Below are 13,905 nucleotides of genomic sequence, written 5' to 3'. Positions count from 1 at the left end.
TCAAGGAGTGGCCTTTTTGAAGAAAATTCTACCTATTACCATAGTGCTAATGACTCTAACGAGTTGCAGTTCGATATCTTCACCAGAAAGGGAAGCAGGGGATGCTCAGCAAACAAGTACCTTTGTGCAACACCAAACAGTCGACTCGAGTGGAATTAAGGATTACAGCAATTATGAAACAGTAAAAGAAGAGGCATTACATGATGCTAAGTTTGTTGATGACTTGACAGAGGAGGAGCTGGAATTTGCTAAGAAAATTAGGCCGCTTCATTTTGATTTAAAAACCATGATCTTGCGTATGACAGGAACCGGCATACTATTTTTAAGCGGAGGTACAGATGAAGAAGACCTTATCCAGGTAAGGGAAGAGACCTCTAAAAAGATTGCATTTATAGAGGATGAATTAATCAAACTGGACCCTCCACCCTCCATGGAGCATATTCTTGCTGTCTACTTGGAATCTGTTAAGTCTTATAAAGAGTCCATCACATATTTCGAGCAGTATTTTGAAACTGATGATAAAAGGTTTTTGGATGAATTTCTTAGACGTTCGAATCAAGCAAATGACAATATTAAAAGTGTCCTTTTCGAAATGTGGTCAGATGAATTAAATCCTAACTAAAAGGAGGAGGAAGTCATGAAGAAGATTATCTTCATTTTCACTCTAATTTTTTCTTTTATCCTATCGGGGAGCGCTTTTGCGGCTCAAAAAGGCGACTATAGCGTAAAACTGCTGGAGTATGGAGGGATTGAAGGCTATCCGAAATCTGGATTGGTATATGGAGCCCATAATCAAGGAACCACTTATCTGCCGTTTTTTTATAATTTGATCCAAAATAAGGACCACAATATCCTTTTTGACATCGGTTATCGAAATGATTCAGCAGATGGCCAAAAGGATTGGTCAAAATTATTTGGAGGGTCCGATATCGAAGCTCCAGCCGAGGTGTTGAAAAAAGTAAACTTAACTCCAAATGAGATAGATACAATCATTTTAAGCCATCTTCACTTTGACCATGCCGGGAATATTGATCAGTTTCCCAAAGCCCACTTTTATGTCCAAAAAGAGGAGCTTGATGGCTGGGTGTCTTCCTTATCACTCCCAGATAAGGTCCGAGAGTGGGTTTGGTTAGCTACCGATATTGACCATATCAATGATTTGATGGAAGTGGCTGCTGAAAACAGGCTTACGCTGATCGAAGAGGACAATTTTGAAGTAGCAGAAGGTGTAAAGGTTCATAAAGCAAAGGGCCATACATTTGGCACGCAGGCTGTTTCGGTTGAAACAAAGAAAGGAACTTATGCTCTTGCCCAGGATGTCGTGTACACATATGAAAATGCGACTGACTATAAACCTTTAGGACTTGGTCTTGATAATCTTGAACAAGTCATGTCCATTCATAAAGTAAATGAATTGGTCGGAGGAAATGTAGACAGCATTATTCCCGGGCATGACATTGCCGTTTTTGACCAATACCCGACAGAGCAGGTTGGTAAGAACCGCGTTGTTACGATAGTTAAGTAATTGGTAGACCAGATTGCCGGATACAGCCGTATTCGGCAATTTCCGGCTATAAGGGAGCGAAACCTATGTCACAGATTGGCACCTATTTTATTCTCATATTCGTCATGATGATGTGGGGATTAAATGTAGTTGCTATAAAAATATTAATTGAATACTTTCCGCCTATTCTCATGCAAAGCACACGCATATTTCTTGGCGGATTGCTTCTAATCCTGTTCTTTTGGTGGAGTAAAAACCTGCAGAAGATGACAAAAAAAGAGTGGATCATAACCATATCTGCAGGCGTCCTGGGAGTTACAGGGCACCACTTGTTTCTTGCAATCGGCCTTTTACACTCAACAGCCTCCAATGCAGGCATTATTCTGGCACTTAGTCCATTAACCACTTCTATTCTTGGAATATTCTTTTTAAAGGACCGGCTTACCAAAATGAGGATGATAGGAATTTTCTTAGGATTTGGTGGTGTCGTTTTTGTTATTCTCAACGGCAATGGGACGCTCGGCGGTATTTCGCCTGGAGATTTCTTAATTTTCATGGCGATGATCACACAGGCCTTTAGCTTTATTCTTATTAAACAAAACTCTCAGTCTGTTAACCCAAAATTCATGACGGCCATCATGCTTACAGCAGGGGCCATCGTCATGTTTTTGTGCAGTTTTTTTATAGACAGCAAGGGGGTCACAAGCGTGGCTGTTCCGGGAACAAAAGTGTGGATTATATTTTTCCTGTCTGGTATCGTGGCGACAGGATTCGGCCAGCTCCTTTACAATATGGCAATTCAAGAAATCGGTCCTGGCCAAACCTCTGTATTTAATAACCTAATGCCTTTCTTTACTCTGGTTGGCTCTGTATTATTCTTGAAAGAAAAGATCCTGTTTGAACAACTTATCGGTTTTTTATTTATAGTCGTCGGTGTTGTTCTGGGAACGGGATATGTAGACGATTATATGGTTAGGAGAAAGGGGAGAAAGACATATCACAATATGAGCGGGTAACAGTTAATTATCTTAAGTATTCTTATATGCAGCTTAGCTTTGCAACTAAGCTGCTTTTCTAAAAGGTTTTGCGACTATGAGGACTAAAAGATCCAAATTTCTATAAGCCAAGGCGCCTTACCCTGCATATTTGTCAATTTTACTGGAAGGTAATTTTGTCTCTTTATGGATGATAAATGTGGAAATAACCAAACATACAGAAACGAGTATCCATGAGATGCTAAAGCTTGAAAAAGTATCTTTAGTCCATCCGAAAAAGAGAGGAAATAAAAATATACCTAAATAGGTGAAGGTTAAGCTGACACCGCTGGATACTGCAGCAGATTGCTCTCCACCATATTCTATAATGGCAGCTTGATAAATTCCATTCCAACCGCTTACCGTAAATCCCAGAAGGATCGTCAGCAGCACCATTACTACAAATGGGACAGACATAAAAGGACTCAACGATAAAAAGAGGAGCGAGCAGGAAGAAAGGATCCCTATCACTGTCAGTATTTTTCGTTTATCGCCTGCACGATCGCTTGCCGCTCCCCAGATGACTCTACCGATCGCTCCGGATGCCTGGGACAGGGCAAGCAAAACACTCGAAACGGCCACTGAATACTTTAAATCCAAATTCAAAAACAAAACCAGATACATAAAATAAGAAAATTGTGCACCTACAAAGAAAAAAGAAAGAATGCTTAAGCGGAACAGCCTGGAATTCTTAAAGAAAATTTTTATGCTGTTAAAATGGTTTACGCCCGCATTATTAGAAGAGTTAGCAGGATAGTCTTTAAGAATATGCAAGAAGTATAGTGAAAAACACATTACAAGTGCTCCGCCAATAAATAGTGAGATCCTCCAGCTAAAAAGAAAAGCAAGCTTTGGGAGCAATAGGGCTGTCAATACCCCTCCTAATGTTACTCCCATTTGCTTAACGCTCATGACAAAACCCCTGACTTCCATCGGGAAATCCTGTGTGATTAATAGATTAATTGCAGGATTGATAAGGCTATAGCCCATTCCAGCGATGGCCAGTAAAAAAAGCATAATCCAAGTAGAATGGGTCAAGCTGCCTAGCATAATAAAAAATCCAATAATGATAAGTGATAAAACAATTGATTTTTGGATCCCTAAGAAATTTATAATATTGCCTGTGAAAAATGAAAAGATAATGCAGCCCAAATAAAATGAAGCCATTATAAAGCCCATTAAAAAAGTGGAAAGCTTTAAATCTTGAACTATGAAACTTGAAAGAGGTGGAAGAGTAAGAACCCCAAAAGCTGAAATGGTCTGAGCCAAAAGCGGATTAAATAATTTCAACTTTGGATTGGCCGCCAGTTTCCCATTTAACACATATAACAATCCCTTCACATTATATTTAATCCTCACATTATAAGAAAATATCTATAAAATATTGAATTTTATTTATATATATAATAATATAAAAACATAATTAATTTCAAACATTCAAAAAATTCTAATTAGGCTGTCACTTTGCTGAAAAGGAGGCTAAAATGACTGGATTTTCTATTGACCACATAGTCTTTGCTGTAAAAGACCTGGAACACAGCAAACAGTTCCTTACGAAGGGATTAAAGGCCAGGTTTATAAAAGAATTAGATTTACCTGAACAAAATGCAAAAGCAGCTTATTTTTTACTGGGAGAGTTAATCATAGGCCTTGAAACTCCCTTGAGTGATGAAGGGGAGATTTACAGATTTTTAAACCGTAAGGGGGAAGGGTTGCATCATCTTGCCTTAAAAGTTGAAAGTGCCAGCGATGTACATAGTCAATTAGAGGGAAATGGAGTTAGAATTATAGGGGACAGAGAAGAACACGGAGTAAGGAAAGAATTCTTCACCCATCCTAAAAGTTCACTAGGCCTGCTGCTGCAGTTGATTGAATGGGAACAGCCGTATAAAGACTCACTAGAAAAAAGGATAGAGATTCTGGGGAAATAAAATTTTAAGAAAGGAATGAATGATTATATGAACTTTGATTTAAGCGATGATAATCTCCAGGTTAAAAGCATGGCAAGGACTTTTGCAGAAAAAGAGATTTTACCCCATGTAAAATATTATGAAAAAGAAAGAAGGTTTCCAAAGGAGATTTTGCAAAAAATGGGGGAAGCAGGATTGTTTGGAGCTTGTTTCCCCGAAAAGTATGGCGGTTCCGAAATGGGTTTTCTGAATTTGGCTATCATTGCTGAAGAGATTTCAAGAGCCCACCCTGCTTTTGGATACGCTTTCAATATGCAGTCAATGACCTGTCCTTTTACAATATTGAATTGGGGTACGGAGGAACAAATTCAAAAATATGTTCCCGATTTAATAAAGGCTAACCTGATCGGTATGTTTGGACTTACAGAGTCAGGCGGCGGTTCAGATCCTGCTGGTTCCATGAAAACGACAGCACGTCTGGAAGGAAATGAATACGTAATTAATGGGTCAAAGACCTGGATTACCTTCGCAAATGAAGCAGATGTTGGTGTATTGTTTGCTAAAACTGATTTAGAGGCAGGCCATAAAGGAATCTCTGCGTTTATCATCGAAACCAAACGGCCTGGGTATAATGCAAAGCCGATAGAAATCAACTCATTAGGCTATATGATGAGGAGCTGTGAAGTATTTTTTGATGATTACCGCATCCCGAAAGAAAACCTTCTTGGAAAAGAAGGGGAGGGATTTAAAATTGCCATGAATGCGCTTGACTATGGGAGGCTTACTGTATCTTCCAGGCTGGTTGGAATTGCACAGGGATGCGTAGAGGAAGCCATTAAATATTGCAATGAAAGAATAGTTGGCGGGAACCCAATTGGCGATTATCAGATGGTTAAGCACCTGATTGCAGACATGGTGGTGGAAACAGATGCCGCAAGACTTCAAACCTATCGAAGTGCTTTTTTGAAGGATAAAGGCGAAACGGCGACAAGAGAAAGCTCATATGCTAAATACTTTGCCTCAGAAGTAGCCGCCAAGGTTTCCAGAAATGCACTAGAGATTTTTGGCGGCAATGGAATATCTGATGAATATCCCATCATGAAATATGTGAATTATGCAAACATGCTCCATTTTGGTGAAGGTTCTGCAAATATTCAGCGGATCTTAATTGCAAACGATGCTTTAGGATTAAAAAATGCAAACAGACATCATATTCAAAGAAGATTTCCTTTGAGCAGCGATATTGGGGAAAGCAGGAAAGTAGAATCTGCACATGGATGAAATGCCTATCTTCTATAAGGCCGAGCAAAGGTTTTCTAATAAGACTTGCAAAAATATAAGAGACTCTGTATTTGAAAATGTTGAAAGGCTTTTAAAAACAGACTCAGTTCCAAAAGGCTCCTCGATCGCAATTTCAGCTGGAAGCCGGGGAATTGACCGTATTGCTGATATCTTTAAATATATCGTTGAAAAGCTGCAAAAAGAAGGGTATGCACCTTTTCTGTTTTCTGCCAAAGGGAGCCATGGTGGAGGAGAAGCCAAGGGACAAAAAGAACTGCTTGAAAGCCTGGGGATTACAGAAGGCTATATTGGTGCAAGAATTTCCTGTTCTTCTGAAACAGTGTGTATTGGCTATAGCGATGTGTATCTGGAGGGCTTGCCCATATTTACGGCAAAAGAAGCAGTTGAAGCAGATTTTGTCCTGGCAGTAAATCGAATTAAGCCGCATACAAACTTCAGGGGGGAATTTGAGAGCGGAATTTTGAAAATGCTTTCAGTTGGCATGGGGAGGGAAAAGGGAGCAGCCACAGTCCACAAATTGGGCAATGAACATATGCCTAATGCGATTAAAGCGATTGGAACTGGTGCCTTAAAAAAACTAAATTTGCTAGGATGTATTGCTATTGTGGAAAACGCTTATGATTCGACAGCCATTATTGAAGCGATTCCAGCAAGCAAGATCCTAGATAGGGAACCGGAATTGCTGAAAGAGGCAAAGAATATGATGCCCTCCATTCCATTTAAAGATCTTGACCTCCTGATCGTTCAGGAGATAGGGAAAAACTTCAGCGGCACTGGAATGGATACAAATATTATTGGCCGAATCCGCATTAACGGGATACCTGAACCAACTGAACCGCGCATTAAATTTATCGGGGTATTGGATATTTCTCCCGAATCTCACGGAAATGCGACTGGAGTTGGCCTTGCTGATTTTACCACAAGACGGCTTACTGAGAAAATTGATTACCAAAAGACCTATACAAATGTCCTGACAAGCGGAAATGTCATGCGGGTGGCCATTCCAATGATAACGGAAAACGACCTGGATCTATTTCAAACTGCGTTCAAAGCATTAAAGCCAGACAAAGTTTCAGAGCTAAAAATTATGATTATTAAAGATACGCTGCATTTAAATGAATTTTGGATATCGGAAGGTCTGCTGAATAATGCACAGGCGCATAATCGTGTTAATATTCTCAGCAGCCCATTTCCTATATCATTTAACGAGGAACACAATATATTAATGAACTGAATAGCTCTCGGTCATTTTTATTGTTGATTTTGGCATTTCAGGTTTAAGGAAATGACAAGAAATTCCTGAGGTGGGATAACTGCAATCTTAATAAGAGTAAAGAATAAGAAAGGGAATTTTTGATGACGATGACAGCGATCCAAAAAATAATTGACAGTGTAAAGAAAGAAAATAGGATAGCGCTAACCGAGATAGAATCGAAACAAATTTTGCAGCATTTAGGAATACCTGTTCCGGACTTTCGTCTGGCCAGTTCTGAATATGAAGCGGTGGTACAGGCAAAATCCCTTTGCTTTCCACTGGCACTAAAAATCGTTTCGCCGGAGATTGTCCATAAGTCTGATGCAAGAGGGGTACTGCTTAATATTAAAAGCGTGCCGGAGTTAAGAGCTGCTTATCAAGAAATTATCCAGAATGCCAAGGAGTATAATCCCAAAGCGGATATTATCGGTGTTTCTGTTCAGCAAATGATTGGAGGGAATAAAGAAGTGATCATCGGCATGAACAGGGACAGAGTTTTTGGCCCAGTGCTTCTCTTTGGAGTGGGTGGGATATTTGTGGAGGTTTTAAAGGATATAACCTTAAAAGTACTGCCTATAGCCGACAAAGATATTGAGAATATGTTCAATGAGATTCAAGCTAGCAAGTTATTGACTGGTTTCCGTGGTACAAAACCTGCAGATCTTGCAAGTCTGAAGAAAATGATTCAAAAAGTGGCCAGAGTTTCGCGAGAGTTTCCTGAAATTTCAGAACTTGAGCTAAATCCTGTGGTGGTTCATGAACAGGGCATGGGAGCAGTAGCACTTGATGCACGGATCATACTTGGTCATGGAAATGAGGAGGTGGCAGCCAGTTGAGTGAATATGATGCCATAGAAAAATTACTGAGTCCGTCTTCGATAGCTGTTGTAGGAGCCTCGCATAATGTTCAAAAGCATGGCGGAAGATTAATTCAGCATTTGCTAAAGCATCAATACCAGGGTGAGATATTCCCGGTGAATCCAAAAGGAGGGGAAATTCAGGGATTAACCTGCTATAAAACTATTGAAGACATTCCTGTCACACCGGATCTTGCCTGCCTTTTAATAGGACCCAGCCTTCTCATGGAAGCTTTAAAGTCCTGTTCAGCAAAAAAAATTAAGATGGTTATGATCCATGCTTCCGGTTTTGCGGAAACAGGCAATTGCGGAGAAATTCTGCAGAAACAAATCGTAGAGTTTGCCAGGGAACACGATATCCGGATTTGCGGCCCAAATACGATTGGAATAGCCAATGTAAATAAACGAGTATTTGCAAGCTTCAGTATGGCAATGACCACCAATTATATACCGATGAATGGCAAGATCTCCTATATTACACAAAGCGGAGCTATTGGCGGAGCGATGCTGAGCCAGGGATGGGAAAAACAAATAGGCATAAGCAAATGGATTAGCTCAGGCAATGAAGCTGATTTGAACGCATCAGACTATCTTCATTATGCCGTTGATGATTCTTCTACCGGAACGATTTGCCTGTTCCTTGAAGGGCTGGATCAAGGAGAAAGCTTTAAAGCAGCGCTTACTAAAGCTGCCAATGTGAAAAAGCCGGTCATTATCTATAAAAATGGAAGAAGTCAAATTGGCCAAAAATCGGTCAAATCACATACCGGCGTACTTGCAGGAAACCATGAGGTTTACAAGGCTGTTTTTAAACAATTGGGAGCCATCAATGCGGAGGATTTAGATGACTTGTTTGATTATGCCATAGCCTTTGATTATCCTAATAAGCCGAAAAGCAGCCGGATTGGCATCATTTCAACCTCTGGCGGTGCATGTACCATCGTAACAGATCAATGCAGTAAATATGGTTTAAGCGTACCTGATCTTTCTTCAAAAAGTATACAAACATTAACAGAAATATCACCCGAATTTTCTACTCCTCAGAATCCCTTTGACACAACTGCCCAAATTTTGAATGATCCGGAATCACTTAAAAAGAGTGTGGAAGTTTTTATTGAAGATGGAAATATTGATGCACTCGTATTGATGCTGACTACAGTTGGAGGCTCCCTTGCTTCAAAGGCAGCAGAAGATATCATTGAAATTTCAAAAAAAACAGATAAGCCCATTTACGTGGCATGGACTATTGCAGAGTCACTGGCGAGAGAAGGGATGAATCAGCTCCGCAGGGCTAAAATCCCTTTATATCCGAGTGCTGAAAGAGCAGTAAAATCGTTGGCTGCTGTACAGCAGCATACTGTTTTCCTGGAAGAATGGGAAGAAAAGAAAGAGGTTTATAACCATTTCTTTTTCGCTAACCCACAAAAGGAAATTTTAAATAGGTAAGGTCGTGAAGTTATGCAGCACTTAATGCCGGTTTTAACATTAACAAGAGGGTTAATCTTATTAACCTTGGCATGGTCCTATATGCTCTACTCTTTTTTCTCGCTGCCTCTCGATCTCTTTCTTGTAACTTTGGTGGTTCTTGCCTTTTTCATATCCTTGCCCTGGATGGCACCCTTTCCAAAAGTAATGAGCAGTGTTCTTCTTATTTTCGGAAACTTGATTTTTTTTCTCAATAATGGCAATGGTGCTTACTGGGTAGAAGCCATCCTTGATAATGTTGCACTTGTTTCCTTATTTATAACAGTTCCTTTGCTGTCCTATCCTCTGAAGAATGGCGGATATATTGAGTATATGGATTATTTTGTTGTTAACTTCTTAAACAAGGATATAAAGAGGGTCGCCTTTGTCACCGCGCTAACCTGTATTGTAAGCTCCTTCTTAAATATGGGTTCTATAAGAGTCATGTACGATTTGTTCGCTGTACGCTTTAGATACCTGAATAGAATATTTGTAAGAAGCCTTGTACAGGGATTTTCACTGGCAGCTTTCTGGTCTCCTTATTTTGCAGGAGTAGCAATCATTTTGCATCTTGTAGGTGTAAGTTTTGTCTCTTTTTTCCCCTATGGCCTGGTATCAGTTCTATTATGTTACGTATTATCAACGGCTATAAATTTTCATTATCTTTCCAGGGAAAAGACAACAAATACAGATCCGCTGGTTGCAGTGAGTATTGATGATGAGCATCAAGAAATGCAAGTGAAAAAGGTTGAGCATAAAAGAGGAATAGAATTAATTATTGCTTTTTTGGGATTATTCCTTGCACTATTCCTAATGGAGAAATGGTTTCACTATAATGTGCTGCTGCTTATTTCCATTCTGGCAATCTCATATTCCATTGTTTGGTCACTTGCGATTAATAAAATAAAGGAATTCGCTTTCTCTTTAAAAGATTATTTCACAGAAGTGGCACCTAATGTCCATACAGAATCCATCATGATTATATCTGCCACATTCTTTTCTCAAATGGTCTTGCTTACAAGTTTCCCAGAATATTTATCAGCACTTTTTTTCAGCATAAGCAAGCTCTCACTTATTTTAACGGTGATGACAATTATTCTGACATGTGTCCTTTCATCCTTTTTCATTCACCAGGTGCTCCCAATATCAATCTTTGCCACAACTTTATCCCCGGATGTCATTGGATTAAAGCCTGAACTATATGTCTTAACTTTAGTAATAAGCTGGGGGATCACTCCTCTATTATCACCTGTTTCAGCAGCCAACCTGCTTGCATCAAGTTTGTTTAAGACCAGAGCACTGGAAATTGGCAGATGGAATTCAGTTTATACAGTCTCAATCATCCTGGTTTCATCACTTTCAATCTATCTTATGAATATATTTTTCTAGCCCAAGCCAGGAATAAAAACATCAATTTGAAAGCGTTGTCAACAATCTTTTACTTTAGGGAGGTGATGATTTAGAGTAACTGTCTTTCTTTATCTGAATTAGTGAACTTTATGCCAATCTAAAAATTGAGGGGAGATCTAGAGATGAAAAAATTTTTAGCCACTTTAATGATCGCATTGCTAGCATTTGCATTAATCGGCTGCAGTTCCAGCAGTACTGGCGGCGGAGCTGACTCAGGTTCAGCTTCAGGGAAGGATTCCGGTTCTTCAGGCAAATCTGGAAAATATTCCATTATGTTTGCAACTGGTACCACAACAGGAACTTATTACCCGCTGGGAGCCATCTTCTCAGACTTTTGGAACAAAAAGCTCGATAATGTTCAAGCTTCTTCACAGGCAACAAACGGAAGCGTTCAGAACTTGATTTTCATTAAAAATGGAGAGGCACAAGTCGCTTTAACCCCAACAGGAACTCTTTATGAGGGATATAACGGAGAGGCTTCATTTGATGGAAATAAGGTTGAGAATGTTCGCATTCTTGCCGGTTTATATCCAAATGTCAATCACTTGGTTGCTCGTAAAGATGCAGGTATCAAAACAATTGCTGACATTGCAGGGAAAAAAATCGTTCCGGGTGCGACAGGAAGTGCTACTGAGATTGAAACCCAGCGGGCATTGGAAGCTTATGATGTTGATTATGAAGGCACGAAAAAAGATTTTGTAGGATTTACAGAAGCAACTGATTTAATGAGGAATAAACAAACTGATGTCGCAATGGTGATGGCGGGAGTTCCAACATCTGCTGTTACTGAAATGCTTGCAACAGCAAATGGCCAATTGCTTCCCTATTCTGAGGAGGCTGTTGCCTATCTTAAAGAGAAATACCCTTGGACGATGGAATATACAATTAAAGCAAACAGCTATGAAAACCAGCCGGAGGATGTGTTATCAGTTGCTCAAAATAACTTCCTGGTAGCTACTGCTGATATGCCGGATGAAGTTGCTTATGAGCTTGTAAAATCATTATGGGAAGGTCTTGAAGAATTAAAGGGTTCCCACGCTGTTATTGCACAATTTGATATTGAAAAAGCTCTTGAGGGAACCTCTGGCATACCGATCCATCCAGGTGCTGAGAAGTTCTATAAGGAAAAGGGCATAATAAAAAAGTAATTTCAGATGAACACCAATATAACTCTATCGATCTTCCTTTCTGTATCGATAGAGTTATATTGTTACAGAGCAAAAGGAGGCAAAGAAATGAAGACAGAAGAATTGGTCAATTATCAAAATAAGCTAATGGGATTAATCCCGCCAGAAAGGATTGTAAAAGTGGAATTTGCGCGGCCTCCAAGGGAAGTTATTGAAGCCTTCCTTGAAATGGATGGTTTAACACCTACAGTATCAGATGTCCTGGACTCCATGGGGATTAAAGGAACAATTTCAGCCAGCAGGCTGCGGCCAATTATTACTGGCAAAAAGATTGTTGGTCCTGCCGTAACCATTCGCTATATTCCAGAAAGCAATACACCTGATAATGGATATTACAAAATGGAACGTGCAAAACTTGCTGACCGGGATGTGTATGCTATTGCTGAAAAGGGTGATGTAGCTGTTTTTGACGCTGCAAGTTTGGGTGAGATTTCCGTCATGGGCGGACTTTCCACTCTAGTTGCCAAACAATGGGGAATGGCCGGCAATATTGTTGACGGCGGTGTAAGAGATATTGATACGGTAAGAAAGCTCGATTATCCAGTATGGAGCACTGGTCAAACACCTTTAACTGGTAAGTACAGAGTAGAAGCAATGGAGATTAATGGCTCTGTCTCTATTGCAGGTATCCGGGTAAATCCAGGGGATTTAATCATTGCCGATGATAGTGGTGTTTGTGTAGTGCCCGGCTCAAAAGCAGTAGAGGTTCTGGAGAAAACAATCTCTGCAGCGAGGAGAGAAGAGGAAGTAGTTAAATTATTTGAAAGCGGCGCATCGATTGAGGAATTAAGCAAAATCCTGCCGCCGAGCAAATGGTAGGAGGGATAAAGATGGCGACATTTCAGGATTTAGCATGCAGAGAAATTATTAAAGGGATTGAAGAGACAGAGGCTGATTATCTGTTAACATTGCCATGCAGTACGATTGGCCAGGTTATTGAACATTTTGAAGGATCCGAAAAGATTACTTCCTTTCCTATCAGCAGAGAAGAAGATGGCGTAGGGATTGCTTCCGGCATTAGCCTGGGCGGGGAATTTCCCATCATGCTCATTCAGGATACAGGGATTGGCAACTCGATCCTGGCAATCACCACATTTGTCAAGGCATACCATGTTCCAATGCTTATTCTTGTTACCCGCAGGGGAGGCTTCGGCGAAATCAATTCAGCTGTGAATCATTTTTCAGAGCCATTGCCGCAGATCTTGGATGCTGCAGGAATAAAAACGTTTAAGCTAGATTACCGTTTGCCATTAAAGGAATGGAGTACAGCGATAAAGCAGGGGGCCCAATATGCGAAGGACACTCATCGCCCTATTATAGTGATGTTCAATATCAAAGGGGGTGCTGAACAATGATGTCAAGACTGGACGCTTTAAAAATACTGTATAAATACACAGAAAATATTCCTGTCATATCTTCATGCGGAAATACTTCAAGAGAGTGGGCGAGCCTTGGAAGGCGGGATAACCATTTATACATGGTGGATACGATGGGGTTAACCCCCTCAGTTGCAATCGGTGTGAGCTTAACCCTGAGGAAAAAAGGCTTTAAAAAGTGCATCGGGATTGAAGGAGATGGGGGCATTTTAATGAATCCGAACTCCCTGGCATCAGCAAGTTATTTAAACCCGGGCAAATGGCTGCTGATTGTTTTTGATAATGAATGCTTTGCTTCGACAGGCGGACAATGCTCCCTGGCCAGCCGTATTGATATCTCCAGAGTTGCAGAAGGATTCAATTTAAAAGCCATTCAGACAGATAATGTGGAAGACTTTGAAAGGGCAGTGCTGGAGTCAATTGAAGAGGAAGGACCAATCGTCATCCATGCGAAAATTAGCCCAGAAAACCACAAAACTTCTTTTATAAACGACGACCCAGCTGTTCTCGCATACAAGTTCACTAGCTTTATAAGGGATGAGCAATAAAAAATGTATAGGGAAGATATCTTCTCTATACAGCCTTACCGGATTGTACATTAACTTTT

General features: G+C 40.2%; 14 protein-coding genes. 13 read left to right on the top strand and 1 reads right to left on the bottom strand.

The window, feature by feature from the left end; translation table 11 throughout:
• Positions 1–16 precede the first annotated feature (16 nt).
• The 3 genes from FS736_RS07555 to FS736_RS07545 all read left to right on the top strand — a co-directional run bounded on the left by FS736_RS07555 (position 17) and on the right by FS736_RS07545 (position 2,520).
• On the top strand, positions 17–622 hold the full coding sequence (locus tag FS736_RS07555; RefSeq protein ID WP_144475773.1) for a hypothetical protein: 606 nt from the start codon (positions 17–19) through the stop codon (positions 620–622).
• 15 nt (positions 623–637) lie between these two features.
• Positions 638–1,525: an N-acyl homoserine lactonase family protein gene (locus FS736_RS07550; RefSeq protein WP_144475772.1), complete on the top strand. Its 888-nt coding sequence runs from the start codon at positions 638–640 to the stop codon at positions 1,523–1,525.
• Positions 1,526–1,590: 65 nt separating this feature from the next.
• Entirely contained in the window at positions 1,591–2,520 is a 930-nt protein-coding gene (locus tag FS736_RS07545; protein WP_144475771.1) for a DMT family transporter, read from the top strand.
• A 117-nt stretch (positions 2,521–2,637) separates the two neighbouring features.
• On the opposite strand, the gene FS736_RS07540 is transcribed toward FS736_RS07545, so the two are convergent.
• A complete protein-coding gene (locus FS736_RS07540) occupies positions 2,638–3,879 on the bottom strand; it encodes an MFS transporter (protein ID WP_186326715.1) in 1,242 nt (413 codons plus the stop codon).
• Between the two features lie 143 nt (positions 3,880–4,022).
• On the opposite strand from FS736_RS07540, the gene FS736_RS07535 reads away from it, so the two are divergent.
• The 10 genes from FS736_RS07535 to FS736_RS07490 all read left to right on the top strand — a co-directional run bounded on the left by FS736_RS07535 (position 4,023) and on the right by FS736_RS07490 (position 13,846).
• Entirely contained in the window at positions 4,023–4,469 is a 447-nt protein-coding gene (locus FS736_RS07535) for a VOC family protein (RefSeq protein WP_144475769.1), read from the top strand.
• A 27-nt stretch (positions 4,470–4,496) separates the two neighbouring features.
• Entirely contained in the window at positions 4,497–5,729 is a 1,233-nt protein-coding gene (locus FS736_RS07530; RefSeq protein WP_144475768.1) for an acyl-CoA dehydrogenase family protein, read from the top strand.
• Positions 5,722–6,984, top strand: a complete 1,263-nt coding sequence (locus FS736_RS07525; RefSeq protein ID WP_144475767.1) for a nickel pincer cofactor-dependent isomerase, group 22 — start codon at positions 5,722–5,724, stop codon at positions 6,982–6,984. The genes FS736_RS07530 and FS736_RS07525 overlap by 8 nt, the downstream gene beginning before the upstream one ends.
• A 128-nt stretch (positions 6,985–7,112) precedes the next feature.
• Entirely contained in the window at positions 7,113–7,841 is a 729-nt protein-coding gene (locus tag FS736_RS07520) for an acetate--CoA ligase family protein (protein WP_222125060.1), read from the top strand.
• Positions 7,838–9,307, top strand: coding sequence for an acetate--CoA ligase family protein (locus FS736_RS07515; RefSeq protein WP_144475765.1), 1,470 nt, complete (start codon positions 7,838–7,840; stop codon positions 9,305–9,307). The genes FS736_RS07520 and FS736_RS07515 overlap by 4 nt, the downstream gene beginning before the upstream one ends.
• Before the next feature lie 12 nt (positions 9,308–9,319).
• Positions 9,320–10,714 (top strand): hypothetical protein, encoded by a 1,395-nt coding sequence (locus FS736_RS07510; protein WP_144475764.1) that lies wholly within the window; start codon positions 9,320–9,322, stop codon positions 10,712–10,714.
• 143 nt (positions 10,715–10,857) lie between these two features.
• Complete coding sequence (locus tag FS736_RS07505) at positions 10,858–11,883, top strand: TAXI family TRAP transporter solute-binding subunit (protein ID WP_144475763.1); 1,026 nt, start codon at positions 10,858–10,860, stop codon at positions 11,881–11,883.
• An 87-nt stretch (positions 11,884–11,970) separates the two neighbouring features.
• Positions 11,971–12,741 carry an RraA family protein gene (locus tag FS736_RS07500; RefSeq protein ID WP_186326714.1) on the top strand — a complete coding sequence of 257 codons (771 nt, stop codon included), beginning with the start codon at positions 11,971–11,973 and terminating at the stop codon, positions 12,739–12,741.
• Between the two features lie 11 nt (positions 12,742–12,752).
• Positions 12,753–13,277, top strand: a complete 525-nt coding sequence (locus FS736_RS07495; RefSeq protein ID WP_144475761.1) for a hypothetical protein — start codon at positions 12,753–12,755, stop codon at positions 13,275–13,277.
• Positions 13,274–13,846 (top strand): thiamine pyrophosphate-dependent enzyme, encoded by a 573-nt coding sequence (locus FS736_RS07490; RefSeq protein ID WP_144475760.1) that lies wholly within the window; start codon positions 13,274–13,276, stop codon positions 13,844–13,846. Before FS736_RS07495 ends, FS736_RS07490 begins: the two co-directional genes overlap by 4 nt.
• The last annotated feature ends 59 nt before the right edge of the window (positions 13,847–13,905 follow it).

The sequence above is a fragment of the Cytobacillus oceanisediminis 2691 genome (genome assembly GCF_007678455.1).
In the GTDB taxonomy this organism is placed as follows: Bacteria; Bacillota; Bacilli; order Bacillales; family Cytobacillaceae; genus Mesobacillus; species Mesobacillus oceanisediminis_A.
The sequence above is the reverse complement of the archived record's forward strand: the minus strand, read 5'-3'. Positions and strand labels throughout refer to the sequence as shown.

Coding starts and splice junctions, on each gene's coding strand:
- FS736_RS07550 (WP_144475772.1), top strand. CDS start 638: ATGAAGAAGATTATCTTCATTTTCACTCTAATTTTTTCTTTTATCCTA.
- FS736_RS07545 (WP_144475771.1), top strand. CDS start 1,591: ATGTCACAGATTGGCACCTATTTTATTCTCATATTCGTCATGATGATG.
- FS736_RS07535 (WP_144475769.1), top strand. CDS start 4,023: ATGACTGGATTTTCTATTGACCACATAGTCTTTGCTGTAAAAGACCTG.
- FS736_RS07530 (WP_144475768.1), top strand. CDS start 4,497: ATGAACTTTGATTTAAGCGATGATAATCTCCAGGTTAAAAGCATGGCA.
- FS736_RS07525 (WP_144475767.1), top strand. CDS start 5,722: ATGGATGAAATGCCTATCTTCTATAAGGCCGAGCAAAGGTTTTCTAAT.
- FS736_RS07520 (WP_222125060.1), top strand. CDS start 7,113: ATGACAGCGATCCAAAAAATAATTGACAGTGTAAAGAAAGAAAATAGG.
- FS736_RS07510 (WP_144475764.1), top strand. CDS start 9,320: ATGCAGCACTTAATGCCGGTTTTAACATTAACAAGAGGGTTAATCTTA.
- FS736_RS07505 (WP_144475763.1), top strand. CDS start 10,858: ATGAAAAAATTTTTAGCCACTTTAATGATCGCATTGCTAGCATTTGCA.
- FS736_RS07500 (WP_186326714.1), top strand. CDS start 11,971: ATGAAGACAGAAGAATTGGTCAATTATCAAAATAAGCTAATGGGATTA.
- FS736_RS07495 (WP_144475761.1), top strand. CDS start 12,753: ATGGCGACATTTCAGGATTTAGCATGCAGAGAAATTATTAAAGGGATT.
- FS736_RS07490 (WP_144475760.1), top strand. CDS start 13,274: ATGATGTCAAGACTGGACGCTTTAAAAATACTGTATAAATACACAGAA.